The organism is Clostridium saccharoperbutylacetonicum N1-4(HMT), from assembly GCF_000340885.1.
Lineage (GTDB): Bacteria > Bacillota > Clostridia > Clostridiales > Clostridiaceae > Clostridium > Clostridium saccharoperbutylacetonicum.
In genome coordinates this window covers 5,496,147-5,521,938 of the sequence record NC_020291.1, presented here as the reverse complement: position 1 = coordinate 5,521,938, position 25,792 = coordinate 5,496,147, and the positions used below count along the sequence as shown (strand labels likewise).

Below are 25,792 nucleotides of genomic sequence, written 5' to 3'. Positions count from 1 at the left end.
GGTAATTAATATTATGAATATTGTAGTATTAGATGGTTATACATTAAATCCTGGTGATATCACATGGGATGGTATAGAGCGGTTAGGAAATCTAACGGTATATGATAGAACACCTGGGGATAAGATTGTTGAAAGAATAGGCAGTGCAGAGGTTGTTTTTACAAACAAGGCACCAATATTAAAAGAGACTTTTGAACAATGTCCTAATATTAAATTCGTTGGTGTGTTAGCTACTGGATACAATGTTGTTGATGTTGTAGCGGCTAAGGAAAAAGGTATTTCAGTTACTAATATCCCAACGTATGGGACGGATGCAGTTGGTCAGTTTGTAATTGGACTTTTGCTTGAGATCTGCCATCATATTGCTCACCATGATAAAGCAGTACATGATGGACGTTGGGAAAACAATAATGATTGGTGTTTCTGGGATTATCCTTTAATCGAATTAGCAGGCAAGACAATGGGGATTATCGGTTTTGGTCGTATTGGGCAGACTACAGGAAGAATTGCAAAAGCACTTGGCATGAAAGTTATAGTATTTGATGAATATCCAAAGGATGCATGTAAGGAACTTGCTGAGTATGTATCTCTTGATACATTATTTTCTGAATCAGATGTTATTGCACTACATTGTCCTTTATTTCCATCTACAGAAGGAATTATAAATAGAGACAACATTTCAAAAATGAAGGATGGGGTAATTATCCTTAATAATTTAAGAGGTCCTTTAATTGTAGAACAAGATCTTGCAGATGCATTAAATAGTGGAAAAGTATACGCAGCAGGTGTTGATGTTGTATCAACAGAACCAATAAAAGGAGACAATCCATTACTTACTGCAAAAAATTGTATTATTACTCCCCATATTTCATGGGCTCCAAAAGAAAGCAGACAAAGACTTATGAATATAGCAGTAGACAATTTAGATGCATTTATAAAGGGTGAACCAAAGAATGTTGTTAATAAATAATCATTAAAAATAATTTTATAATATGTTAGAATATATCCAACTATGGTAAAGTGTTCAATTTGATATAATAGATGCATTAGTAGACAATGGGTAGATAAGCTACTTGAGGAAAAAGGGTTTGAAATTATAGATGAGGTATATAGACCTTAATAAAATATTTTAGTACAAGTTCACTTTATTCTGGTAGACTACAAAAAATAGATTATGATAAATATAAACAAGGATTATGTATGTGAATTTATGGTGGATTTTAAAGGTCACGCTTCGCCCCCACCAATGAAACCCACGAAAATCTAAAATTTGGATTTTCGTGGGTTATTTTAAATTTTATAGATTTGGAGAAGGTTTTATATACATAATCTTATAAGAGAATATTATTAAGATAAACAGGCAATCACTTAGATAGTACTCTAAGTGATTGCCTGTTCATTTCTATTTTTATTATTTAAGATAATTTTTTCAATAAGCATTTTATTTGGATTATGCCAGGTATGAAGAGAATGGTTATAGAGATAAAAAAGCGATTTTTAACTTAAAAATATGCAAGTGTATTTTAATAACATTCATCTGATTCAGGAGCGTCTTTGGTATTAAATAATCGTTATGTGTTTTCGAGCAGGAGTGGATTGCATAAGCGGAAAGATAACAGATTTAACGGCTTATTCAATGTGATATACAGTTCACAAAATCCCATTAATAAAATGCTTGACTTCTATAAAACTCTAAGTGCTATCATTTATATAAAGTACAAATTAATAGCTTTTAAAACACATTATTAATTTAGTAAGCAAGAAAAAATATACTTGAAATTATTCAAGTATTTTCAGAAGTAAGATATATTATATGAAAAGAAGACCTAAGTGAAATTTATGATTTTAGTTATGAAAGGCATGCGATGTAAATAAGGACTATATTATAAAACAAATAAAATCAATCAGTATACAAGCTAGTACAGAATAAATTAAAAGGAGTGTTTATTATGGCAGAAAATATCAAACGTAACTGGACCTCGGCAGATATAACATCACAAAAAGATCGCTCGGTTGTTATTACAGGTACTGGAGGAATTGGATATGAAACAGCATTGGAGATGACTCGCACAGGAGCCGAGGTTATAATGGCTGGTCGAAATAAGGATAAAGGAGAAGAAGCTATAAGAAAGATTAAGAAAATAAATCCTTCTGGGAATATACGTTTCGAAGAACTTGATCTAGCAGATCTTGCATCTATAGAAGCATTTGGTGAACGAATGAGATCGCAATGCAAAAGCTTAGATATTCTTATAAACAATGCAGCGGTAATGGCCCCGCCTAAGCGTTTGGTTACAAAAGATGGATTTGAACTGCAAATGGGTACAAATTATTTTGGACATTTTGCATTAACAGCACAAATGCTTTCTCTTCTTAAAAAAGGAAATAAGCCTAGAGTAATTACCTTGAGTAGTTTAGCTCATCTTACAGGAGTTATAGATTTCGATGATCTTCAAGCAGAACACAATTATAAACCAATGGTAACCTATTCTCAGTCAAAACTTGCATGCCTTATGTTTGCGTTTGAATTGCAACGACGAAGTGATGCAGCTGGCTGGGGGATTACTAGTATGAGTGCACATCCAGGAATATCCAGAACGGAACTAATTCCTAATGGAGCTGGAAAGAATAGCGTAAATGGAATTATACGACGTTTAATGGGTCCGTTTTTATTTCAGCCAGCAGCTCATGGAGCGTGGCCATCACTTTATGCTGCGACAGCAGAAAATGCAACAGGCGGAACCTATTATGGACCTTCAAAAATGAAAGAGATGAGGGGGTATCCTACTATAGCTACAATTGCACCTCAGGCAATGGATATTAAGGTTGCTTCAAAGCTTTGGGAAGAATCAGAAAAGCTGACAAACGTAAAATTTATTTAATTAAAACTTGAGAATTTGAAACATAATAGGTAAGTATCTATACTAGGCTAAATGAATAAAAGCAAAGTCTTCTACTTTAAAATACCGCAGAATGCCTTGCTTTTTTTAGTTATCTTATTGTTCTGAAAATATATGAGAAAGAGACGACTTGTCATCGGAATCATAAAGAGCAATTTTTAAATCGATGATATTTAAATTTTTCTTTAAATCATCTATTTGCTTTATAACCTCTTTCCGATGATCAATCATAATCTGCTTTCGCTGTCCATTGGTTTCAACGCCTTGCATAACTAAATCAATATATCTTCTGATCTCTTTAACTTGCATTCCAGTGTTCTTTAAACAGCAAATAAGTTTAACAACGTTTAAATCTGAATCACTAAACTGTCTATTTCCAGTACTATTTCTAGAGACAAAAGGTAAAAGCCCTTCTTTGTCATAGAACCGAATTGTATAAGGTGAAATATTACAAATATTAGCCACTTCGTTTATTGTATACATTAAGCTATTCTCCTTAAATAAGATTTTATAAACAATTAAAAAGGTTTTTAAAGCTGATTAGACTTAGATAGAACTCTAATTGGTACTGTTAGTATAAACGCAATTTCAAGAATTTTCAAGGCTTTAATGCCTTAAAAGATTAAATATTGGTGAGTATATAACATTTGGGAAATAATGTAATTGATAAATATAAGTTTAAAAAAATTGGAGATTGGTGGATTTTAAAGATCGTGCTTCGCCTCCACCATATAAATCCTTTATACTACTATATAAAGTAATATCAGGGATTTTTTATTTTATCGAAATAAATTCATTATAAAAATCATATTTTGCTTGTAGAAGTTCTTCAGAATATCTACCATTCCTAGGAGTTAGAGTTTTATATTTATTTTATATAAGTTCGGCTCTTTTTCTTTTTGAATTAATAACTAAATAAGGATAAATTTCTTCCAGTAATTTAATTGCAGCATTATATTTTAGAATATAACTGTAACAATCTTTAAGTTTAGATTTATTATAATTTTTCTTTTGTTTAATAAAACCTCTTCCAATGACAGACTTTATCTAATCTAATAATTCATATGTAGTGGAAGCTATAGAAATACAAGGAGATTGAAATTCATTTAAGTAATTATATCTTATATTTGAGTCTTGGTAAGTAGTATGGCAGCATATACCAATTTCTAAGCGAAATAGACCTTCCTACATTAACTTTTTGAAGATAATTTAGGAAGGTAGTAATTTCTTGTTTTAGTATTAAATATACTAATTATTATTTTTGAAAGAAGTAGTTGTGTTACTATTTATAAGTTATAACATACGGATGCTTGTGTATCTAAGACACTGGCTATATATTTAGCAACTTCTAAGTGTTTAGGATGAATAAGATATTTATCCAAATCCTCCAATGATGCAAATTTTGTAATCAAAATTATATCATAATTGCTTTCACCAGGACGTATATTTATTTCAGCTTGTATATCTATTAGAGCTTCTATTTTTCCTCTCATACTTAGAAGAATTTCTTGAGTTTTTTTAATAGTATCAGCATCTATATTTCTTAATTTTAATAATAAATTATTTACGATCATATTCTTTTACCTCCTAAAATATTTAATGTAGTTTCTGGGATTACCTGACCATCGATTAGAAGACAATTTTATGGCATAGATATCCTTTAATAAAGTACCCATAAAGTCTCTGCTCTACTAGTAATTAATATATAGTTTAATAATTTCATATTGCATTATTTTGTAAACCATCCTTTGGTGCTATATGGTTCTAATTATGCCACCATCAATAATATGCTCACTACCAGTAATGTAGGAAGCTCTGTCTGATACAAGAAAAGCAACAAGTTCAGCTACTTCTTCAGGTTTTGCCGGACGACCAAGTGGTATGCCACCGAGGTTATCCATTAATTCTTGACGTGCGCTATTATAGTCAATTCCAGAATTTTCTGCCATTCTTTCAATAAGACGCTCAGCAGCTTTTGTTTCTGTAAAACCTGGGGCAACTGTATTTATTCGTATTCCGTCTCCGCCAAACTGCGTAGCTAGATTTTTGTTGTAATTGGTTATAGCTGCTTTGGCAGCAGAGTATGACATAGTCATTATGCCTGGAAGCTTTCGCTGAATAGATGATATGTGAATTATTACACCTTTCTGTTGTTTAATCATAGATGGTAGAAAACCACGATCTAAACGTACAGATGAAAATAGGTTTTGGTTAAATGTTTGTAACCAGTCATCATCACTTAAGCTTAATGCTCCAGCAGTGGAGGAGGAAGAACCTCCTACATTATTTATTAAAATATCCAATCCTCCAAGTTTTTCAAGGGTTTCTTTAATAATTTTTTCAGCACCCTCTGGTGTGCTAACATTTGCTTGAATAAAGCCTACAGAAGCTGGTAAATCATTGGGCATAGTTCGTGCAGTTGTTATTATTGTTGCACCCGCATTAAACAAACGATCAACAATAGATCTACCAATACCTTTAGTTCCGCCTGTCACAAGTACGCGTTTACCATCTAGTTCTTTGTTGATATCAAGTGATAAAGTATTTTCCATAATTAAAAATACCTCCTTATAAATAAATTTGTTTTCTTAGTCAGTATAATCAAGTAAACTTGACGACATTATGTCAAGTTTAGGAATGATATTTATTTGCCATACTCTCTAGACGATTTGCAAATTCATTGAGTCGATGACTTGAAGAGTTGTGCCAAAGGAAAGGATGTAGCTATAGAGCCATTCATCCTCTGGAAGAGAAACAATTATATAAAAAATATAGACAATTAAGTACAACTATGATAAGATTTAATTACTTAAACGTTTACTGAAAAAGAGGAATATGTTATGAATAGTAATATTAAAAGACCCACAATTAAAGATGTCGCTAAAAAATCTAATGTTTCTGTAGCTACAGTTTCTAGGATAATAAATAATCTAGATGGTTATTCTGAAGAAACTAGAAAAAAGGTAATTGAAGTTATGGATGAACTTGGTTATCAAAGAAATGCCATTGCAAGAAATCTCAAGGTCAAGGAAACACGAACTATTGGGGTGTTACGTCCTAAAATAAGCACTACATATTATGTGGAAATTTTAAATGGAATAGAAGATTTTGCACAACGAAATAATTATAGCGTTATAATTTGTAATGGTGGAGATAAGTGGGAGAGGATGTCAGAATATCTTCAGGTATTATCTGAAAGACAGGTAGATGGATTAATTGTTTGCAGCATACCACCAGATGATACTTTATGTAAAAGAATAATAGATTCACATATTCCAACGGTTCTTGTTTCAGGATTATCGTATAAGTATTCATTACCTTATGTTAAGGTTGATGATTATCAAGCTTCTTATTCAGCAACCACATATTTAATTGAAAATGGCCATAAAGAAATAGCAATTATATCTGGACCGACTGAAGACCCTATAGCAGGAGTACCGCGATTAAATGGATTTTTGCAAGCATTAAGAGATAATAACATACCTATAAAGAAAAATCTTATTAAAGAAAAAGGTTTTAGCTTTATAGATGGAGTTGAAGGAATGAATGAACTTCTAAAGACAGGTGAGAAATTTACAGCTATTTTTGCAGTATCTGATGATTGTGCTGTTGGAGCATTATCTGTAGCACATAAGAATGGTTTAAAAGTACCAGAGGATATTTCTATAATAGGTTATGATAACACAAATATAGCTGAAATGTCATATCCACCTTTAACAACAGTAGCACAACCTTTATATGATATGGGTAAAAAATCTGTTGAAATGTTAATAAAAAGAATTTCTTACAACGAAAAAGTTGAAAGCATAATAATGCCATTTGAAATCATAGAAAGAGAAACAGTGAAAAAGATTAAAGATATATAAGTTGCGCTAATAAATTTAAATTTACAGTTCTAGTATTGTAAGTGCTCAATTGCAGCTGAAATGTAGAAAATTAATAGCAATATATATAACCGATTATAGGAAAATAAGATATTTCAATGATTATTTATAAAATGGCATTAAGCTATATTACAAGTTTTATATACAATTCTAAGTTTTAAACTTTGTAATATAGTTTCATATAAGATTTGCAAAAAATTATTACGTAAATGTTTATGGTTTACGTAAACGATTAAGTATTAATAAGTAAAAATAGATATTAAAATGTACTTTTTAGGGTTAATATACCTAAAATAGTATGATTAATATAATATTAAACCTACGTAATCGTATACTCAAATTACAAAATAGGAGGAATAGAAATGAATAAAAAATTAAAATTACTAATGTCAATTACTATTAGTTCAGTAATTGGAATTTCATTGTTAGCAGGATGTGGTTCCAAGGGAGGTAACACAGAAAATGGAAAAGTAAAATTAGAGTTATTTTCAACTAAGGCAGAAAACAAAACAATATTGCAATCATTAGCTAATGAATTTCAAGAGAAGAATCCTAATATTGAGATTTCAATTAATTCACCTGCAAATGCTGGTACTGTTTTAAAAACAAGACTTGCAAAAAATGATATGCCAGATTTAGTAGCTTTAGGTGCAGATGTAAACTATGGTGCGCTAGTAGATGCAAATGCTCTTGTTGATCTTACTAATGATAGCATCATTGAAAATATACAAAAACCATATTTAGATATGCTTCATGGCATAGCAAGTAATGATAACGGAAAGATATATGGAGTTCCATATGCTACTAATGCTGATGGCATTTTATACAATAAAGATATATTTTCGAAGCTAGGATTGCAAATTCCTAAAACTTGGGATGAATTCATGGCTGTATCGAAAAAAATTAAAGATTCAGGTCAATTACCACTTTATTTGACACTTAAAGATGCATGGACTGGAATGTGTTTCTGGAATGTTATAGCTAGTGACTTGGAGCCTAGTAATTTCTTAGCTGATAAAAAAGCAGGAAAAACAACTTTTGAAGCTACACATGGAGAAATAGTGGACAAGATGGAGACTATAGGAACCCTTGGGCAAGAAGATATTTTAGGAGTATCATACAATGATGGTAATGCAGCCTTTGCACAAGGTAAATCAGCAATGTATTTACAAGGTAACTGGGCTATTAGTGAAATAAAAAAAGCAAATCCTAATATTAATATAGGTATGTTCCCATTACCTGCAAGTAACGATCCATCTAAAAATAATATAGTATCTGGTATAGATGTGTTATTTGGAATAACAAGTAAGTCAAAACATTCTGATGAAGCAAAAAAATTCATAGAATTTATGACTCAAAAGGAGAATGCTAAAAAATATATAAAAGATCAATTCGCATTTTCTGCAGTTAAAGATGTGACACAAGATGATCAAAGTGTAACGGATGTACAAGAAAGCTTTAAAAATGGAAAAATAGGTGTTTTCCCTGATCACTACTATCCAAGCTCATTTGATGCAGCAAGTTTAGTTCAAGGGTTCTATAGTAAAAAGGATAAGGCAGAATTCTTAAAACAACTTGATACTGAATATGATAAAGCTAATAGTAAGCAATAAATAGGAGAAAATAAAAGGCATAAGGATGTCCTAAAAGATGGCTGTAGCTAGATATTTATTGATAATCATGAAAAATAATATTTCTAGGAAAATAGACTGAATTCAGGACAACCTATGCTATATGCTAATAATATTTATTTGTCAAATGAAAAAATAATAGGGGGCTGAAGGTTTTGAAAAAGAAAAAAGCTTTTTATATTATGACTATACCAGCAGTTTTGTTATTCTTTATATTTCATACATTATCTCTTTTAGAAGGTGTATTTTATAGTTTTACCAATTCAAAAGGGTATGGCGATTGGAGTTTTGTTGGATTAAAAAACTATATTGCAGTATTTCAAGATAGTAATGTTATGCATGCGTACATTTTTACTTTCAAATTTGCAATTATAACTACAATTATAGTAAACATATTAAGTCTTTTAATTGCTGTAGGTTTAAACTCAAAAATTAAATTTCAAAATACTTTAAAGTCAATATATTTTATTCCTAACATATTAGGAACTTTAATAGTAGCATTTATATTCAATTTTGTATTTGCTCATGTTATACCAAACATTGGAGAGACTATGAACATTTCTATGCTTAGTAAAAACATCTTAGGTGATGAAAAGCTTGCATGGCTTGGAATAGTGTTCGTAGCAGCATGGCAATCCATAGCCTTTAATACAATCATATATTTATCTGGACTTCAGACAATTGATACTGATGTTTATGAAGCCTGTGATATTGATGGCGCTAGCTCATGGCAAAGATTTAAAAGCATAACATTTCCATTAATAGCACCATTTTTCACAATTAACATGGTTTTATGTATGAAAGGATTTTTAATGGTATTTGATCAGGTTGTAGCTATGACAGGAGGAGGACCTGGAACTGTTACTCAATCAATTTCTTATGTAATTTATAACGGAGGATTTAACCAAGGAAGCTTTGCATATCAGTCTGCGAATGCTGTTATTTATTTCATAGTAATTGTAGCAATATCATTATTTCAGCTTAGAGTCCTTGAAAAGAGGGAGGAAAAAGTACTATGAGGAGAAATAAAACCAATTGGATAGTAACTACGCTTATGATAGCAGGAGCTTTGGTGGCTATAATATTTCCATTGTATCTAACAATATTAATAGCTGTAAAATCTCCACAAGATATGGTACCTAGTGCTTTATCATTTCCAAAGTCATTGCGTTTTGAAAATTTTACTGAAGCTATTGAAATGACAAATTTCTTTGATGCTCTAAAAAATAGTTTAACAATAACAATTTCGGTATTAATTCTTACAATACTTTCAAATTCTTTAGTTTCATATGCTATAGCTAGAAATAGAAAGAAAAAATTTTTTAATGCATTGTACTATTACTTTTTGAGTGCTATGTTTGTACCATTTCCAATAATTATGCTGCCTCTTGTAAAGCAAGTAAATATGCTAAGTATGGATAATATCATTGGAATAATATGTTTATATGTTGTATTTGGATTACCTTTTAACATATTTTTATATTCAGGTTACATTAAATCAATTCCAGTTTCACTTGAAGAAGCAGCTACAATAGATGGCGCATCAACATTTCAAGTATTTTGGAGAATAATATTCCCTTTACTAAAGCCTATTAATGCTACAGTTGCAATTACCACTTGTTTGTGGACATGGAATGACTTTATGTTGCCACTTATCATTTTGGGCAAGCCAGAAATGGCTACATTGCCTTTAGTTCAATATGTATTCCAGTCTCAATTTACCACAAATTATAATCTGGCTTTTGCATCATATTTGATGGCATTATTACCAATTTTTATTGTATACATCTTTGCACAAAAATGGATAAGAAATGGTATTGTCACTGGAGCTGTAAAATAATAAAAATACATTTAAACGAAATAAAATAAGTAATATTAAAAGGAGAATAAGTCATGGATAAAAAATGGTGGAAAGAAAGTGTTGTTTATCAGGTATATCCTAGGAGTTTTAATGATTCCAATGGAGATGGAATTGGAGATTTAAGAGGAATTATAGAGAAGTTAGATTACTTGAAAGAACTGGGGATAGATGTAATATGGTTATCTCCAGTATATAAGTCGCCAAACGATGATAATGGATATGATATAAGCGACTATGAAGATATAATGGATGAATTTGGAACAATGGAAGATATGGATGATCTTATTAAGGAGGGAAATAAAAGAGGAATAAAAATTCTTATGGATTTAGTTGTAAACCATACTTCCGACGAACATAAATGGTTCATGGAAGCTAAGAAATCAAAAGATAATCCTTATAGAGATTATTATATATGGAGAGATCCAGTAAATGTAGAAGAACCAAATGATTTAAGATCAACATTTAGCGGTAGTGCATGGCAATATGATGAAACTACAGGGCAGTATTATTTACATTTATTTAGTAAAAAACAGCCAGATTTGAACTGGGAAAATGAAGAGGTGCGCAATAGAATTTATAAAATGATGAACTTTTGGATTGATAAAGGTATTGGTGGATTTAGGATGGACGTTATTGACCTTATAGGAAAGATTCCTGATGAAAAAATCACAGCTAATGGTCCAAAACTTCATGAATATATTAGAGAAATGAATAAGAAAACATTCAGCGGTAAAGATTTACTAACAGTTGGAGAGACTTGGGGATGCACTACAGAAATAGCTAAGAAATATTCAAATCCAGATGATAGTGAACTTAGCATGATATTTCAATTTGAACACATTTTATTAGATCAACAGCCAGGTAAAGAAAAATGGGATTTGAAGTCGTTAGAATTATTGGACTTAAAGAGAGCATTATCTAGATGGCAAGTAGATCTAGAAGGCACAGGCTGGAATAGTTTATTCTGGAATAATCATGATGTACCAAGAATAGTTTCAAGGTGGGGAAATGATAAAGAATATAGGGTAGAAAGTGCAAAAATGCTGGCTACATTATTACATGGAATGAAGGGGACTCCATATATATATCAAGGTGAAGAGCTTGGTATGACAAATGTAAGATTTAAAGAGTTAGAGGATTATAAGGACATAGAAACTATAAACATGTATAATGAAAGAAAAAAACAAGGGTATTCTCATGAGGAAATAATGCAATCTATATATACAAAAGGCAGAGATAATGCTCGTACTCCAATGCAATGGGATGATAGTGAAAATGCAGGTTTTACAAGTGGACAGCCTTGGATAAAAGTAAATCCTAATTATAAGGAAATAAACGTTAAATCGCAATTAAAAGACGAAAATTCTATATTTAATTACTATAAGAAATTAATAAAAATAAGAAAATCAAATCCAGTAGTAGTTCATGGAAAATATGAATTGATTTTAGAAGAAAACAAAGAAATTTTTGCATATACAAGAACCTTAGAAAATGAAATGTTACTAGTAATGTGTAATTTTACAGGAAATGAGACACAGTTTGCAATTGAAAGAAAAATTGAATTTAAATTTAAAGAGCTTTTAATTTCAAATTATAGTGTTAATGAAAATGACTTGGTTGACAGGATAAAGCTTAAACCATACGAATCTAGAATTTATAAGTTTATATTATAGAAATCTTTTTATAAGTTGGTATAAACTGTTCTTCTTTAGCTTATTTGGAATAATTTTATATAGTGAATATGTATATTTTTTAATGATTAAATATATTTATAGTAAAGTTAGTAGAAGTAAAGGAATGGGATTGTATTTATGTGAAAATTTATTTGGTGGATTTTAAAGGTCGTACCTTTCCTCCACCAAAACCATCGATTATATAAAAGTAGAGTCTTATGTCTTGATTTAAATTAGTGTTAGAAAAGAGGGAACTATGGTATTATTAATATAATCGAAGAAACAATTTAAAGACATAGTATACAATAGAATATAATTATTGTATATTTTTATAGCAGCATTTACATTAGCAAACGGAATTAAATTGGATATCAACTTTTGCATAATGGATGGATGAAAAGCTGGTGAAGCGGCTAAACAGCTAATATTGTTTGTATTAAAATTATTTGGAATTTTGTTTTGGGCAAGATAAATTTTGGTTTAATAGGAGGCAATTATGAGAAAATTAATTAGCTTTATGCACATTTCACTTGATGGATTTGTTGCAGGTGAAAATGGGGAAATGGAATGGATATTAGTGGACAATGAATTGTTTGATTTTGTTGCAAAAATGACAGATCAGGCTGATTCAGCCCTTTATGGTAGAGTGACTTATGAAATGATGCAGAATTATTGGCCAACAGCAGGGGAACAAGCTAATGCTACGAAACATGATATTGAACATTCTGAATGGTATAATAAAGTTTCAAAAATTGTTTTATCGAGAACTATTAAAACTACAGAATTTAGTAATGTAAAATTTATTAATGACAATTTATCAGAAAACATAAATGAAATAAAAAAACAAGAGGATAGAAATATTTTAATATTTGGAAGTCCACGGGCAACGCAGTCATTATTGAACGAAGGATTAATTGATGAATTTTGGCTTTTTGTTAATCCAATAATATTGAATGAAGGGATGCCAATGTTCAAGGATATAAAAAAGATAACTAATCTAAAATTTATAGAAAATAGAAATTTCTCAAATGGGGTAATTGCACTTCACTATGGAATAGTCAATAATTAATATGGATACTAATTTAGAAAGCCATTATATTATATGTTAACCAGGAAGCTACATTAAATGGGAAGAGCATTGTTTTATGAAACTCACGACTAAGAATGTCGTGGGTTTTTACCATTTTTTGATGTTTTATATTCAACAGAAATAACATTTGTAACAGTTTCTTTTATTAAGGATCTATTCTATTATTAAAGAACTTTAAATTTTATATATTATCTATTAAGTGATAAATTTTGCTTTTAAAGTTAAACTTTAGATGATATTATTAATATTAGGAATTATAAACATTATGTAGATATGATACGTCATGCATATAAATATGTGTACTAATGGAAGGATGTAATATTATGGAATATGTTGTTTTGCAAGTTGTACTAAAAGAAAAGTTTATTGGGACAGGCTCAGGTAACTTGACAGAATTAGAAAAAGTTATAAATACACAAGCTAGTAAAGGCTATAAATTACATACTATCACAACTGCTTCGTCAGGTAGTAAAGGTTTTATGGGTGGAGACAGAATTCAAGCTACACTAGTTTTTGAGAAATTGTAATCAGTCTTATCGAAGAATTTAATTAATTATTTTCTTTAAAGATACATAGTTGATGCTGGTAAACGTGCTTCATCTCAACAATAAAATCTACGACCATTTGTATGTGGAACAAATAGTTACAGAAGCACGTGTAAGAAGCCTGTTAAGCAATTTTAGAGAATATGTAATTAGCAGGAATGTTACTAAATAAAAAAAGTTCATAAGAGACTTTGTAAAAGAAGTCATAGTGTATAAAGAACACATTGAAGCTATCTTCAATGTGTCTTTCTCTTGCTCAAAAATAATAAAGGAGTTAAAGGGTTTAGTTATAAGATCTATTGGGTAAATCATTCGCGTAATTTCTGTGAAAAATTTTTTATCATGGATTGCTTATTTTGCACCTTCCTCTTCAATAAATATTATTAACTTGTATAGAATTATTAAATTAGCTAGTAAAACAATTTATAAATGATTTGAATTTTCCTAATTAGCTTGAATTATGTAAACTCCTAAAATTAATAAAAAAACTCCTATAGCTCTTAGCGGAGTTAATAGATGAATTTGATTTCCCAATAATCCAAAATGATCAAATAGTACTGAAAGGATTATCTGACCGCATATTACAAGACTAAACATATTAGCAAATCCAATTTTAGGAGCTGAAAATATGGTTGAAAATATATAGAAGGCTCCAAACAATCCTCCAGTTAACATCCACCAACTAGTATTTCTGATGTTTGCTGCAGTTGGTAAAGTACTGGAGCCATTTAATAAAGCGATAAAAAATACCAAAGCAAGCCCTAAAGTTCCAACAGCAAAGCTGACAAGAGATGAAAGTATAGGATTTCCTATTTTAGAACGAAAAGCTCCATTTATACCAACTTGCAGAGTCAAAGCAAAGCCTGATATTAATGAGAGTAAATAATACAGGAATGTCATAGTATAACCTCCATTAAATTTAAGATTATAAAGCTTTCTATGAAATTAAATTAAACATAGAAAGCTTTATTAAAAAACCAATTACAATTAATTTGAGTTTTAGTCTAAATAATTTTCAAATATCTCATCTAGCCAATCAAACATAACTTGATGGAATAGTGCATGATTACCTTCCTGACAATGTTCTTCTGCTCCTTCATTTATAGTAAAGACACGAACTGTCTTTGGTGCTTTTATTGAATCTAAAAGGGCATTTAATTGATCATTAGAAACAAAGTGATCTGTTTCTCCCATAGTAAGCAATATAGGGCATTTAATCTTTTCAGCAACTCCTTTTAAAGAAGCTTTCTTCATTTCATCAAAAACTTCATATCTGTGTTTTAAGCCAAATACCCATTTACCATTGTTTAGCATCCAACGAAGATTTGAATTATTTTCTTCAGCTTTTGCAAGCATTGCTTCTTTTTGTTCTGTTGGTAGGCTTAATACTTTTTCAAGTTGAGGATTTTGATTTATAGTGGATTCATAAGTGTCATAGAATACGTTGAAAGCAATACATGCTTTTATACGTTCATCAAAAGCTGCTGCTCTTGGTGCAAAGTAACCACCTAAGCTCATACCAAGTAAGGATATTTTATTAATATCGATATCGTTTCTTGTTTCAAGGTAATCTATTGCAGCACCTACTGGAACTTCCGCATCATGACGCATATAAAGGCTATTCTTTCTTAAAGCTTCTCCTTGTCCTGGGCATTCAAAGATCAAGCAATTATAACCACGTTTTATTGCTGGAGCGGCCCCACAGAAATAAAGTTCTTGAAGTGTGGAGTCATATCCACCGATAAATAATAAAGTTGGTATTGTTGAGGCGTTAGCTTTATCATAGTTTGACGCTCCATAGAAATAGCCTTTTAAATATGTACCTTCATATGGGATTTCAACTATTTCAAAATGTGAATCTATAAGCTTCATTGCTTTTTCGAAAGTCTCAACACTTTTTTCAAAGTTTTCACTACGTCTTGGATCAGTTCCTTGTAAAAAGAATTCAGCAGTTCTATAATAATTATGAGCTCTAAGGAAAGCTTCTCTGGCACTTATTTTATGTCTCTTATTTAAGCAGTCAATACCTATATGTTCAACTCTTTCAGCAGTATCTTTCCATTCTTCATACCAGCTGTCAAAGTCTCCTTCTTTAATTTTAGCAGCTGTTGCTAAGGCTTCACCTATTTCTGCTCCTTGGTATCCTGCATAAGTTACAGCTCTTAATAATTCAAATGAAAATGCTTGGTCTTGAAAATGTAGTTTCATAGTTAAATCCTCCTCTATATAATAATTTTTAGTTTTGTTGTTAGTTTGAATTTTTTAATTGAACATTCAGTGAACGAAAAGTATAAAATTCCATAAAGGAATTTTTATTTTTTCCAAGTTGTTTGAGTATAATTTATAATCTGCTCTAAATACTCATCTTTACTTATTGAATACAAATTTTTTTCTCCAAAAAGTATATTTTGTAATATATACGTGTATATAGCACTCCAAAACTGATTTGCCATCATGAAGAAGTCAAAAGCTTTTATTTCATTTTTTTCAGCTTTCTCTTTTAAAATAAGCTCTGTTTTATGAATTACTTTTTTTATATGGTTATTAAAAGTATTAATATATTCATCGGATAATATATTTTGTTCCCTTAATAATATAATTACTATATTTTTATCATTGCCAATATACTTAAATATTATGTTTCCCAATTTTAGAAGGATTTCTTTAAGTGGTGTGTCAGAGTTAACTTCAGATATATCTTCTTCAAATTTAATCCATTTTTGATCAATAAATTCTTTAATAATTATATCTAAAATTTGTTTTTTTCCATCTGGGAAATAGTGATAAATAAGTCCGTCAGCCATGCCAATATTCTTTGTTATCTGTCTAGTTGTAGTTGCATGGTAACCATTAGAGGCAAATAGTTCCTTTGCTGAGTCTAAAAGCTGACTACGTCTTTCTATTGCTTGAAGATCTCGGTTCGTAAGTTTAGTGTTATTATTATTCAAGTTATTCACCGCCTGTTCAATGAAATTATAAAACATATTTAAATAGAATGCAATAGTATAAAAATAATTTTTTCTATCCAATTATTAAAGCTTACATAAATGTTACAGTCATGTAAGCTTTTCAAATGGTACATTATAGATCTTTGATATAAACTAAGCTTAGAAGCGGAGCAGTAAGCTAGTTTGAATAATTTATAATTAAAAAACTAAATTTAGTTTATACTGTATTTAAATTCATATTGTATACTTATAAGAGGGAGGTGGTAGCATTGAATAAAGTTTTAGTTATTGATGATGACGACTATATCAGAGAGCTTATTTGTGAAGTATTGAAAAATGACGGATTCACTGTGTATGAAGCTGTAAATGGAAGGGATGCATTTCAAAAACTTGGAGAGAAAAAAATAGACCTTTGTGTGCTTGATATTATGATGCCTCAAATGGACGGCTATGAATTTTGTAAGCAAGTACGCAGATATTATGAGGATATGCCAATTTTAATGTTAACAGCCAAAAGCGAGCTTTCCCAAAAAGTAAAGGGCTTTGAGCTTGGTGCAGACGATTATTTAACAAAACCCTTTGAAGTCGATGAGTTGCTTGTTAGAATAAAAGCACTTTTGAGGAGGTATAAGGTAGCTGCTTCACAGACTATTAGCATTGGTAATTTAGTTATAGATAAAAGTAGTTATACTATTGTTAAAAACAATGAGAAATGCGATATACCAATGAAGGAATTTGAACTTTTATTTACGCTTGGAAGTTATTCTGGTAAAACTCTTTCTCGTGATAGGTTAATCGAAGAAGTGTGGGGGCTTGATTTTGAAGGGAACGAGCGAACTCTTGATGTGCATATAAACCGTCTTAGGGAGAGATTTCCATCTGATATTTATAAATTCAAAATTACAACTATTAGAGGACTTGGCTATAGATTGGAGGAAGTGGTGTGAGAGGTAACAGGGATTTTTTCTTGTTAATACTTATTTTTATTACAACATTACTTGGACTTACAAGTGGATATTATATTTGTATATTTATTTTCGGGAAAACAGAAAATATTCCTTCATATCTAATATTTATTATTCAAAGTTTAGCTTCTGCTGTGATATATTTTTTAGCTTGGAAAGTAAATTTCTATTTGCACTGGAAATTTGCTAATAAACATAAAAGATTTGATCTTTCACATTTTCCAATATTAAGAGGAGCTATTGAAGCCATGAACACAATTGCTTCTGGTGATTTCAATGTACTTGTTAAAACAAATGAACTAGATCCTTTTAATGAAATTGCAGACAATGTCAACAGAATGGCGAAGGATCTAGAAGCTTTGGAAAAACTGCGACAAGATTTTATATCAGATGTATCCCATGAAATACAGTCGCCATTAACCTCTATATCGGGATTTGCTACGTTATTGAAAAAGGGGAATTTAAGTGAAAAACAAATATCACACTATGCAAATATAATAGAAACTGAAAGTAAACGATTATCAAAATTAAGCGAAAATCTATTGAGATTATCTAATTTGGAAGCGAAAGATAATAATTTAAACTTAAAGAAGTATCAAATTAACAAGCAAATTGAAAGTATTTTACTTATGCTAGAGCCACAGTGGTCAGTAAAGAATATAACACTTGATCTTTCTCTTGATGAAACTACAATATGTGGAGATGAGGATTTATTAAGTCAGGTATTTATAAATTTGCTTAATAATGCTATTAAATTTACACCAGAAAACGGCAGTATAGGAGTTAGCCTATCAAGCAATGAAAACACAATTGAATGTAAAATATCCGATACAGGTATAGGTATTTCACAAGAAGATCAACCGCGAATTTTTGAGAGGTTTTACAAAGCAGATAAATCCCGTGATCGTTCTTTAGGTGGCAACGGGCTTGGACTTTCAATAGTAAAAAAGATTATTGATTTACATGGGGGGGAAATATCTCTTAAAAGTGAAATTGGAAATGGTGCAGAATTTACTGTTTGCTTACCAAAATAAAATCTAATATGTTTAAAGCCACAGTCCGAATTAATGGAATGTGGTTTTTCTTTTTGTTTACATTGCGTTTAAATTCCATTTAAATTGAGTTTAAATTGTAACAATATACTATATTTGTAGCATTCAAACAGGTTTTATAAATAATATTATTGTTAATAAAAAATATTATTACTCATATAATGGAAGGAGTTTTTATAATGGAAAACATGGAAAATATGGATCAAAAATCACTATACTATTTGGAAAAGGCACCTGTTACAAAAGCAATAATACACATGGTTATTCCTATGATGTTAAGTAGTATAGCGTCAGTTGTTTATAATATAATAGATGCTTTTTTTGTTGGCAAGCTTAATAATACTGCAATGATGGCCGCAGTTATGTTGGCATTGCCATTTTCATTGGTATTAATGGCACTTGGACAAATGTTTGGAGTAGGTTCAGGAACATATATTTCGAGACTTTTAGGTGAAGGAAATACAGACAGTACCAAAAAAGTTAGTTCTATTAACTTTTGGTCATCAATAATTATAGGTGTTATTTTTACGATTATATGTCTACCTTTTTTATCCTTCATTTTACCGCTCTTAGGAGCAAGTGGTGAGACTCTACAATATACAAGAAATTTTGTTATGATACTTGTAATTGGTGCTCCAGTTATTATTGTTAATATGGCGCTTGAAGCAGCAGTACGTGCTGAAGGAGCATCAACCGTTTCTATGACTGGTACTATAGCAGGTATTATAATTAATATAATACTTAATCCGTTCTTCATTTTTATTCTTAATATGAATGTTATGGGATCAGCACTAGCTTCTCTTTGTGGTAATATAGTTTCAGTTTTGTATTTTATATATTATCTGCAAAAGAAAAGTACTGTTCAGAGTTTATCAATTAAGTATTTTAAGCCAAGTAAAGAGGTTTATGGTGAAATTTTAAAGGTTGGAGTTTCAGCTTTGTTGCTTAGTGGATTTTTCGTAATTATAAGTCTGCTTTTTAATAATTATTCCATGATTTATGGGGATAGTGTTGTAGCTGGATTTGGAATTGCACAAAGAGTTGTTCAAATTGTAGATTGTATTGGGATGGGCTTTGCAATGGGAGTTGTACCACTAATTGCATTTGCTTACTCTTCCAATAATCAAAAACGTCTTATGGAGATTATTAGAAAAACAATATTGTATATTCTAGGTTTAACATTAGCTATAGGAGCAGTTATATTTATACTCAGGTTACAGATTATTGGAGTTTTCAGTATTGATCCTAAGGTTATCACCATAGGGCAAATAACTCTCATAGCTCAACTTTCTTCAACTATATTTGCTGCACTATGTGAATTTTTCACTGGAATCTTCCAAGCTCAAGGAGATGGAGTTCAATCAACTGTTATGGCTTCTGTGAGGGGTGTTTTATTTATTCCTATTTTGATTGTAGGAAACTTACTATTTGCTGTTAATGGTGTTATTTGGGCAATGACAGCTACAGAGGGATTATCATGTTTGATAGGAATTGCTCTATGGCTTAGGATTAGAGGGAAAGGCTTACTAGAAGTCCCTGAGAATGCATAAACAGGTTAAATTAATGTGAAATAAATAATTAAATCCGTCCAAATTTTAAATTTGGACGGATTTAATTATTTTAATTTTAAGAGTTTAAATTATTAATAACAAAGGAAGCCACAAATGAAATGATAAAACAAACTAAACAGAAATTTATATATTCTACATTTTTATAAACTTAAGATTTCGTAAGGTTTATTTATAATTCTTGTAAAGTCTATCTTCTACAATTAAATTATGATATTTGAAAGGAAGTAGAAGATATGAGAAAAGTATATAAGAAGGTATCAGGATTTATAATAATAGTGTTAATAATTTGTGGATTTCGGTATATTGATGGAAACACAAGCATTTATAGTTTAAATGACAAAGATAAGTTGGTTGAAGTAACCAATGCCAATGGGAATGAAAAAATATTATTAGTAAATGAGAAGTATGGATTAAGTGGAAATTATGTACCAGAAGAATTAAGTATACCTAATATACTATTTTCAAATGGATCAAGTGATGAAGAAAAACACGTAGCAAGAACTGTTGTAAATCCATTAGAAGAATTAGTAAAGGCAGGTAAAAAAGACGGGATAATATTACTTGGTAATTCGGGTTATAGATCTTATAAGTCACAAGAAGATATTTATAAGAATAGAGTGATATCTCAAGGAAAAAAGCTTGCAGATGCATATGTAGCTAAACCAGGATTTAGTGAACATCAAACAGGTCTGTGCATTGATATAACTAATAAAAATGGATATTTTGCAAAGGGAAGTAAGGAAGCAGATTGGCTTGCAGATAATTGCTATAGATTTGGTTTTATTATAAGATATCCTTATGGAAAGAAAAATATAACAGGAATTGAATATGAACCTTGGCATATCAGATATGTAGGAAAGGAAGTTGCTAAGTATATTCATGATAACAGAATCACATTAGAAGAGTATTTACAAAGATAGTTATAAAAATGGAGGAGTAAATGAATAATATTCTAGTAGTAGATGATGAAAAAGAAATAAGAAATTTGTTGGAGATAAGTCTTAGAAATGAAGGGTATAACATTTTTAAGGCAAGCTGCGGAGAGGAAGCCTTAGATATTTTGGAAAAGGAAGAAATTCATTTGATAGTTTTAGATATAATGATGCCACGTATTGATGGGCTAGAGGTTTGCAGAAGAGTACGGGAAAAGAATAATATACCAATTCTTATGCTAAGTGCAAAATCAGAGGATATGGATAAGATTCAAGGGATTATGACTGGTGCAGATGACTACGTGTGCAAGCCATTTAATCAATTAGAACTTATAGTTAGAGTAAAGGCATTACTGAGAAGAGCATATTTCCTAAATACTAAAATGCAGGTTTCAGTAGATTCGATAAGAATTGAATCAATGGTTATAGATAAGAGTAAACATAAGGTAACTATAGATGATAAAGAAGTGGAGCTAACAGCTAGAGAGTTTGAAATATTATATCTGTTAGCTACAAATAGAGGAAGAGTTTTTAGTGCAGAGGAAATTTTTGAAAAGGTGTGGAAGGAAAGATATTATCAATCTAATAATACTGTTATGGTACATATGAGTAGATTGAGGGATAAAATAGAACACCACATGGAAGGAAATAAGATAATTCATACTATATGGGGAGTTGGATATAAAATTGAAAAATAAAAGATTCTATAAATATTGGCTATCATCATTAGGTGAGGTTGCAGCTACTGTGATAATAAGTTATATAAACTTATTAGTAATTTATAAAATACTAACATATTTATATATAAATACTAAAATTCAACTTGTTAATTATATTTTTAAATTGCGTAGAATTATTGACTCTGAAGTGTTTGAAGGTGCGAGCTATGTAATTACTGGAATTTTATTATTTATAGGAGTATATTTACTTATTACTTATAGAAAAACTAAAAGTTTGGTAGCTATTATAGATCAAACTGAAATAATGGCTAATGGTGACTTGGATAGATTAATAGAAGTTAATGGTGAAAATGATATTAAGAATTTAGCAGAAAATATTAATAATATATCAAAACAGCTTAAAGAAATAACTATAGTAGAAAGAAAAGCTCAACAAACTAAAAATGATTTGATAACTAATGTTTCTCACGATTTAAGGACTCCATTAACTTCTATAATAGGTTATTTGGAAATAATTGATGCTGATAAGTATAAAGATGAAGTAAGACTAAGATATTATATTAATATAGCATTTGAAAAAGCAAAAGCATTAAATTTACTTATTAATGACTTGTTTGAGCTTACTAAAATGCAAAATAACACCATTAATTTAAATAAAGTTGATATTAATTTAGTAGAATTATTAGGTCAGGTTGTTGCTTACTTTGAATATCAATTTAAAAATGCAGAAATGCAATCAAGAATCAACTTTTCTGAGGATAAGCTAATAGTAAATGCAGATGGAGCAAAACTGGTTAGAGCATTTGAAAATTTACTGTCCAATGCAATTAAGTATGGAAGAGATGGTTTTTATGTTGATGTAACATCAAAAGTGGAGGAGAATATGGCAGTAGTTCAAGTTATAAACTATGGTCAATCAATATCAGCTATAGATTTGCCATATATATTTGATAGATTCTATAGAGTGGAAAAATCAAGAAATAGTGATATAGGTGGTTCTGGATTAGGGCTAGCTATCACAAAAAATATTATAGAGTTGCATCAAGGAACGATAACAGCATACAGTGATGATGTGAGAACTATCTTTGAAGTAAGATTACCAGTTAAATAAAGGAATTTACTTAAAAGTCTATAGCGGTTTATAAGAATTAAAGAAAATATTGTAGATTTTAAAGGTTGTGCTTCGCTTCCACTATACTATACATATCCACGACCGCCTGTAGGTGGCTTAAATAGCTACTTACAGGCGGTTGTATAATTTATAATTCACACAGAATTTTTAACATTCTTGGTCACAAAAATGAATATTACCTTATTATTTGGAATATTACATTGTCAATGGATGTATTCTTCCTATAAGATTATTTGTATGGGCTAACCTTCCATCCACAGTTATTACAATAGCACCCATACCTTCAATTTTATTAACTCTATGAATAATTGAAGCAGCATCTAATCCAAACAATTTTGTAGTATATATATCGCAGTCCAGGGATTTATCAGCAATAATAGTTAAAGAAGCTATATTACTTTCTATTGGATAGCCTGTTTTACTATCAAATATATGATGGTATTTACTTCCATCTTTTTCGAAAACCCTTTCATATATTCCTGAGGTTACAACGGATTGATCTCTTATTTTGACAAGTGCCACCGAATTTCCTCTTGGTAGAAAAGGATTTTGTATTCCAACATTCCAGTCACCACCTTTAGATGGTGATTCTCCAAATACAAGAACATTACCTCCCATATCTACCATAGCTGAAACAGCCCCATTTTCCTTAAAGAATTCCATAACTTTATCAGCAAAATAGCCTTTAGCTATAGCTCCAAGGTCTATTTCAATGCCTTTTTCTAAGAAATACACGGTCTTTTTTTCATCATCTAGTTGGATATTTTCAGGCTTTAAAAGCTCCAGGATTTTTACAATGGATTCTTTCACTGGCACTTGTGCCTCCTCAAAACCTATTCTCCATAACTTTATTAATGGCCCTATTGCAATATTTAAATATGTATTCTCACATAAACTATGTTTTTTTCCTATTTTTATCAGCTCATATAGTTCTGCATCTACTTCTTGCGGAGCCAATGAAGCTGTTTTTTTTAGCATTGCAAGCTGTGAGCTATCACTGTTGGCACTAAAGACTTCTTCATAATGAATCAGCATAGACTCAGCCTTTTCTGCAAGCTTTTCAGCAGCTTCTCCCTTTATATATAGAGAGATTTTTGTTCCCATAAGATATATTATCTTCTTATATTCATTCATTTTGCTCTCCTATATTTAAGGCACTATTAAATTAATAACAAGTCTTCTTTCCAGCCCATTTTGGACTTGTTATTTATTATCATGTGCCTAATTATTTTGCCCATGAATTAGAAATGCATCTATAAGGTCTTTATCAATATTAGTTAGTTTTCTTTCATTGTGATATGCTATAAAATAATCTAAATTCAACTCATCAATTGGAATTTGATATATATTGTACTCGGATGGACACTCTTTTACATAGATGCTCTCTGGTATAAAGGTCACTCCTAAATTACTCGTTGCAAGTTTGCGTGCAGTATGGATTTCAGTGCTTTCAATTATAATTTTTGGTTCCACCTTATAAATGCTTAATAATTGATCAATCTGCTTTCTTATAGCAGAACCTTTGGAAGTAAGTATCAGCTTTTGACACAATAGTTTGTTTATGTCGATAGTTCCTTCTGGAATAATGGCGACATCTTTTTGATATAGATCACAGCAGTGAGGAATAATAGCACGGTAACTGTCTTTCCCCCAACTAATTGAGTTTAAGTTCGGAGAAATATTTCTTGAATTTTGTCCAATCCAAAAATCCAATTCACCATTCTGAGTGAGTTTCTCATTTTTTTCTGGTAAAGTCTCTGAAAGTTCTATTCTACAGTTTGGATGCATATCCAAAAACTTTGGTAAAAAAAGAGGTAAAAGGTAGGTTCCAAGGCTAGGAAGCACTCCTATCTTTATAACCTTGTTATCTATATCTGATACAGCTGATATTTCCCTAAGCAGCTTAGCATAATTATTTTCTATTGAAGTTAAGTACTGGTAGTATATCTTCCCTTGTTCGGTTAAACGATATGGCAGCTTGCTACGACTTATAAGCTCGCAGTTTAGCTGACTTTCTATCCTTTTAATAACCTGTGTTAAGTGAGGTTGAGAAATATAAAGTGATTTGGCAGCTTTGCCATAATTGCTGTATTTTAAAATGGCATCAATATAATACAAAATATCTTGAGAGTAGTATTTTGACATTTAATTCATCCTTTTGTTAAATAATTAACTTATTTATTCTTGTGTTTGATTATAACAAATATGTTATCAAACTTCAATAAATAACTATTAGATATAATATATTTAATATGTTAAAATTATATCAAGAAATTACTAAAATTATGAAATTTTTTGAATGAAGAAAGGGGATTACCATGAAATATTTGGCAATTGTAGGCACTAACTCAGACGTGTCAACTAATCGTATGCTGCTTCAATTTATGCAAAAGCATTTTTCGAATGAAGCAGAGATAGAATTATATGAAATTAAGGATTTACCTGCTTTTAATGAACCAGAGGATTCTGATATTCCTGAAAAGGTAGCAGAATTATCTGATAAAATTCTAAAAGCAGATGGAGTAATAATAGCAACTCCAGAGTATGATCATGCTATACCTGCGGTTTTAAAGAGTGCTCTTGAATGGATTAGTTATACTAGTCAGGCACTTACTGACAAGCCTGTTTTAATAGTAGGAGCTTCGCTTGGTATACTTGGTTCTTCTCGTGCACAAGCACATCTTAGACAAATACTTGATTCACCTGAGCTTGCTGCCAGAATCATGCCAAGTAGTGAATTCCTTTTAGGAAAATCACAGGGTGCATTTGATAATGCAGGAAATCTTATCTATTCAGATAAGCTATCAGAACTTGATGAAGTTTTCAGAGAGTTTCTTCTATTTACGGATATTACATCAAAACTTTTAGCAGAAAAAGCTTTAAATAAAAAAGATAAAAAATACACTTGGCAAGAGTAGGAGGATTAAT

General features: G+C 30.5%; 24 protein-coding genes. 16 read left to right on the top strand and 8 right to left on the bottom strand.

Translation table 11 applies throughout. The annotated features are described in order from the left end of the window. The first annotated feature begins 13 nt into the window (after positions 1-13). Both CSPA_RS24285 and CSPA_RS24280 read left to right on the top strand, forming a co-directional pair. Positions 14-970, top strand: a complete 957-nt coding sequence (locus CSPA_RS24285; protein ID WP_015395054.1) for a D-2-hydroxyacid dehydrogenase — start codon at positions 14-16, stop codon at positions 968-970. A gap of 979 nt (positions 971-1,949) precedes the next feature. Then, positions 1,950-2,882 (top strand): oxidoreductase, encoded by a 933-nt coding sequence (locus CSPA_RS24280; protein WP_015395053.1) that lies wholly within the window; start codon positions 1,950-1,952, stop codon positions 2,880-2,882. A gap of 114 nt (positions 2,883-2,996) precedes the next feature. Here CSPA_RS24280 and CSPA_RS24275 read toward each other — a convergent pair whose 3' ends face one another. The 3 genes from CSPA_RS24275 to CSPA_RS24265 all read right to left on the bottom strand — a co-directional run bounded on the left by CSPA_RS24275 (position 2,997) and on the right by CSPA_RS24265 (position 5,452). Beyond that, positions 2,997-3,383, bottom strand: a complete 387-nt coding sequence (locus tag CSPA_RS24275) for a MerR family transcriptional regulator (protein ID WP_015395052.1) — start codon at positions 3,381-3,383, stop codon at positions 2,997-2,999. Positions 3,384-4,186: 803 nt separating this feature from the next. Further along, a complete protein-coding gene (locus CSPA_RS24270) occupies positions 4,187-4,474 on the bottom strand; it encodes a Dabb family protein (RefSeq protein WP_015395051.1) in 288 nt (95 codons plus the stop codon). A 180-nt stretch (positions 4,475-4,654) separates the two neighbouring features. After that, on the bottom strand, positions 4,655-5,452 hold the full coding sequence (locus CSPA_RS24265; protein ID WP_015395050.1) for an SDR family oxidoreductase: 798 nt from the start codon (positions 5,450-5,452) through the stop codon (positions 4,655-4,657). A gap of 288 nt (positions 5,453-5,740) precedes the next feature. Here CSPA_RS24265 and CSPA_RS24260 point away from each other — a divergent pair, with 288 nt between their 5' ends. The 7 genes from CSPA_RS24260 to CSPA_RS24230 all read left to right on the top strand — a co-directional run bounded on the left by CSPA_RS24260 (position 5,741) and on the right by CSPA_RS24230 (position 13,566). Further along, positions 5,741-6,766, top strand: coding sequence for a LacI family DNA-binding transcriptional regulator (locus CSPA_RS24260; protein ID WP_015395049.1), 1,026 nt, complete (start codon positions 5,741-5,743; stop codon positions 6,764-6,766). A gap of 380 nt (positions 6,767-7,146) precedes the next feature. Beyond that, positions 7,147-8,397 (top strand): ABC transporter substrate-binding protein, encoded by a 1,251-nt coding sequence (locus CSPA_RS24255; protein WP_015395048.1) that lies wholly within the window; start codon positions 7,147-7,149, stop codon positions 8,395-8,397. 173 nt (positions 8,398-8,570) lie between these two features. Further along, positions 8,571-9,434 (top strand): carbohydrate ABC transporter permease, encoded by an 864-nt coding sequence (locus CSPA_RS24250; RefSeq protein WP_015395047.1) that lies wholly within the window; start codon positions 8,571-8,573, stop codon positions 9,432-9,434. Continuing rightward, positions 9,431-10,255, top strand: a complete 825-nt coding sequence (locus tag CSPA_RS24245; RefSeq protein WP_015395046.1) for a carbohydrate ABC transporter permease — start codon at positions 9,431-9,433, stop codon at positions 10,253-10,255. Before CSPA_RS24250 ends, CSPA_RS24245 begins: the two co-directional genes overlap by 4 nt. A gap of 53 nt (positions 10,256-10,308) precedes the next feature. After that, the gene (locus CSPA_RS24240) at positions 10,309-11,949 is read left to right on the top strand and encodes a glycoside hydrolase family 13 protein (RefSeq protein WP_015395045.1); all 1,641 of its coding nucleotides are present in this window, start codon (positions 10,309-10,311) and stop codon (positions 11,947-11,949) included. A gap of 496 nt (positions 11,950-12,445) precedes the next feature. Beyond that, the gene (locus CSPA_RS24235) at positions 12,446-13,018 is read left to right on the top strand and encodes a dihydrofolate reductase family protein (protein WP_015395044.1); all 573 of its coding nucleotides are present in this window, start codon (positions 12,446-12,448) and stop codon (positions 13,016-13,018) included. Positions 13,019-13,362: 344 nt separating this feature from the next. Further along, complete coding sequence (locus CSPA_RS24230) at positions 13,363-13,566, top strand: DUF4177 domain-containing protein (RefSeq protein WP_015395043.1); 204 nt, start codon at positions 13,363-13,365, stop codon at positions 13,564-13,566. Between the two features lie 462 nt (positions 13,567-14,028). Here CSPA_RS24230 and CSPA_RS24225 read toward each other — a convergent pair whose 3' ends face one another. The 3 genes from CSPA_RS24225 to CSPA_RS24215 all read right to left on the bottom strand — a co-directional run bounded on the left by CSPA_RS24225 (position 14,029) and on the right by CSPA_RS24215 (position 16,541). Then, complete coding sequence (locus tag CSPA_RS24225; RefSeq protein WP_015395042.1) at positions 14,029-14,484, bottom strand: DMT family transporter; 456 nt, start codon at positions 14,482-14,484, stop codon at positions 14,029-14,031. 99 nt (positions 14,485-14,583) lie between these two features. Continuing rightward, positions 14,584-15,792 carry an alpha/beta hydrolase family protein gene (locus CSPA_RS24220; protein WP_015395041.1) on the bottom strand — a complete coding sequence of 403 codons (1,209 nt, stop codon included), beginning with the start codon at positions 15,790-15,792 and terminating at the stop codon, positions 14,584-14,586. 104 nt (positions 15,793-15,896) lie between these two features. Beyond that, complete coding sequence (locus CSPA_RS24215) at positions 15,897-16,541, bottom strand: TetR/AcrR family transcriptional regulator (protein ID WP_242838592.1); 645 nt, start codon at positions 16,539-16,541, stop codon at positions 15,897-15,899. Between the two features lie 260 nt (positions 16,542-16,801). Here CSPA_RS24215 and CSPA_RS24210 point away from each other — a divergent pair, with 260 nt between their 5' ends. From CSPA_RS24210 to CSPA_RS24185, 6 genes are all read left to right on the top strand, one after another. Then, complete coding sequence (locus tag CSPA_RS24210) at positions 16,802-17,479, top strand: response regulator transcription factor (RefSeq protein ID WP_015395039.1); 678 nt, start codon at positions 16,802-16,804, stop codon at positions 17,477-17,479. After that, entirely contained in the window at positions 17,476-18,531 is a 1,056-nt protein-coding gene (locus CSPA_RS24205; protein ID WP_015395038.1) for a sensor histidine kinase, read from the top strand. Before CSPA_RS24210 ends, CSPA_RS24205 begins: the two co-directional genes overlap by 4 nt. Positions 18,532-18,728: 197 nt before the next feature. Then, positions 18,729-20,099, top strand: a complete 1,371-nt coding sequence (locus CSPA_RS24200; protein ID WP_015395037.1) for an MATE family efflux transporter — start codon at positions 18,729-18,731, stop codon at positions 20,097-20,099. 254 nt (positions 20,100-20,353) lie between these two features. Further along, a complete protein-coding gene (locus tag CSPA_RS24195; RefSeq protein ID WP_015395036.1) occupies positions 20,354-21,040 on the top strand; it encodes a M15 family metallopeptidase in 687 nt (228 codons plus the stop codon). A 20-nt stretch (positions 21,041-21,060) separates the two neighbouring features. Next, positions 21,061-21,750 carry a response regulator transcription factor gene (locus CSPA_RS24190; protein ID WP_015395035.1) on the top strand — a complete coding sequence of 230 codons (690 nt, stop codon included), beginning with the start codon at positions 21,061-21,063 and terminating at the stop codon, positions 21,748-21,750. Further along, the gene (locus tag CSPA_RS24185; protein ID WP_015395034.1) at positions 21,740-22,843 is read left to right on the top strand and encodes a sensor histidine kinase; all 1,104 of its coding nucleotides are present in this window, start codon (positions 21,740-21,742) and stop codon (positions 22,841-22,843) included. The genes CSPA_RS24190 and CSPA_RS24185 overlap by 11 nt, the downstream gene beginning before the upstream one ends. A gap of 216 nt (positions 22,844-23,059) precedes the next feature. Here CSPA_RS24185 and CSPA_RS24180 read toward each other — a convergent pair whose 3' ends face one another. Both CSPA_RS24180 and CSPA_RS24175 read right to left on the bottom strand, forming a co-directional pair. Continuing rightward, positions 23,060-23,998, bottom strand: a complete 939-nt coding sequence (locus tag CSPA_RS24180; RefSeq protein ID WP_015395033.1) for an FAD:protein FMN transferase — start codon at positions 23,996-23,998, stop codon at positions 23,060-23,062. 87 nt (positions 23,999-24,085) lie between these two features. Beyond that, positions 24,086-25,009 carry a LysR family transcriptional regulator gene (locus CSPA_RS24175; protein WP_015395032.1) on the bottom strand — a complete coding sequence of 308 codons (924 nt, stop codon included), beginning with the start codon at positions 25,007-25,009 and terminating at the stop codon, positions 24,086-24,088. 173 nt (positions 25,010-25,182) lie between these two features. On the opposite strand from CSPA_RS24175, the gene CSPA_RS24170 reads away from it, so the two are divergent. Beyond that, the gene (locus CSPA_RS24170) at positions 25,183-25,782 is read left to right on the top strand and encodes an NADPH-dependent FMN reductase (protein WP_015395031.1); all 600 of its coding nucleotides are present in this window, start codon (positions 25,183-25,185) and stop codon (positions 25,780-25,782) included. Positions 25,783-25,792: the final 10 nt, after the last annotated feature.

Coding starts and splice junctions, on each gene's coding strand:
- CSPA_RS24255 (WP_015395048.1), top strand. CDS start 7,147: ATGAATAAAAAATTAAAATTACTAATGTCAATTACTATTAGTTCAGTA.
- CSPA_RS24260 (WP_015395049.1), top strand. CDS start 5,741: ATGAATAGTAATATTAAAAGACCCACAATTAAAGATGTCGCTAAAAAA.
- CSPA_RS24220 (WP_015395041.1), bottom strand. CDS start 15,792: ATGAAACTACATTTTCAAGACCAAGCATTTTCATTTGAATTATTAAGA.
- CSPA_RS24175 (WP_015395032.1), bottom strand. CDS start 25,009: ATGTCAAAATACTACTCTCAAGATATTTTGTATTATATTGATGCCATT.
- CSPA_RS24280 (WP_015395053.1), top strand. CDS start 1,950: ATGGCAGAAAATATCAAACGTAACTGGACCTCGGCAGATATAACATCA.
- CSPA_RS24170 (WP_015395031.1), top strand. CDS start 25,183: ATGAAATATTTGGCAATTGTAGGCACTAACTCAGACGTGTCAACTAAT.
- CSPA_RS24190 (WP_015395035.1), top strand. CDS start 21,061: ATGAATAATATTCTAGTAGTAGATGATGAAAAAGAAATAAGAAATTTG.
- CSPA_RS24180 (WP_015395033.1), bottom strand. CDS start 23,998: ATGAATGAATATAAGAAGATAATATATCTTATGGGAACAAAAATCTCT.
- CSPA_RS24265 (WP_015395050.1), bottom strand. CDS start 5,452: ATGGAAAATACTTTATCACTTGATATCAACAAAGAACTAGATGGTAAA.
- CSPA_RS24285 (WP_015395054.1), top strand. CDS start 14: ATGAATATTGTAGTATTAGATGGTTATACATTAAATCCTGGTGATATC.
- CSPA_RS24270 (WP_015395051.1), bottom strand. CDS start 4,474: ATGATCGTAAATAATTTATTATTAAAATTAAGAAATATAGATGCTGAT.
- CSPA_RS24245 (WP_015395046.1), top strand. CDS start 9,431: ATGAGGAGAAATAAAACCAATTGGATAGTAACTACGCTTATGATAGCA.
- CSPA_RS24200 (WP_015395037.1), top strand. CDS start 18,729: ATGGAAAACATGGAAAATATGGATCAAAAATCACTATACTATTTGGAA.
- CSPA_RS24225 (WP_015395042.1), bottom strand. CDS start 14,484: ATGACATTCCTGTATTATTTACTCTCATTAATATCAGGCTTTGCTTTG.
- CSPA_RS24235 (WP_015395044.1), top strand. CDS start 12,446: ATGAGAAAATTAATTAGCTTTATGCACATTTCACTTGATGGATTTGTT.
- CSPA_RS24195 (WP_015395036.1), top strand. CDS start 20,354: ATGAGAAAAGTATATAAGAAGGTATCAGGATTTATAATAATAGTGTTA.
- CSPA_RS24275 (WP_015395052.1), bottom strand. CDS start 3,383: ATGTATACAATAAACGAAGTGGCTAATATTTGTAATATTTCACCTTAT.
- CSPA_RS24240 (WP_015395045.1), top strand. CDS start 10,309: ATGGATAAAAAATGGTGGAAAGAAAGTGTTGTTTATCAGGTATATCCT.
- CSPA_RS24230 (WP_015395043.1), top strand. CDS start 13,363: ATGGAATATGTTGTTTTGCAAGTTGTACTAAAAGAAAAGTTTATTGGG.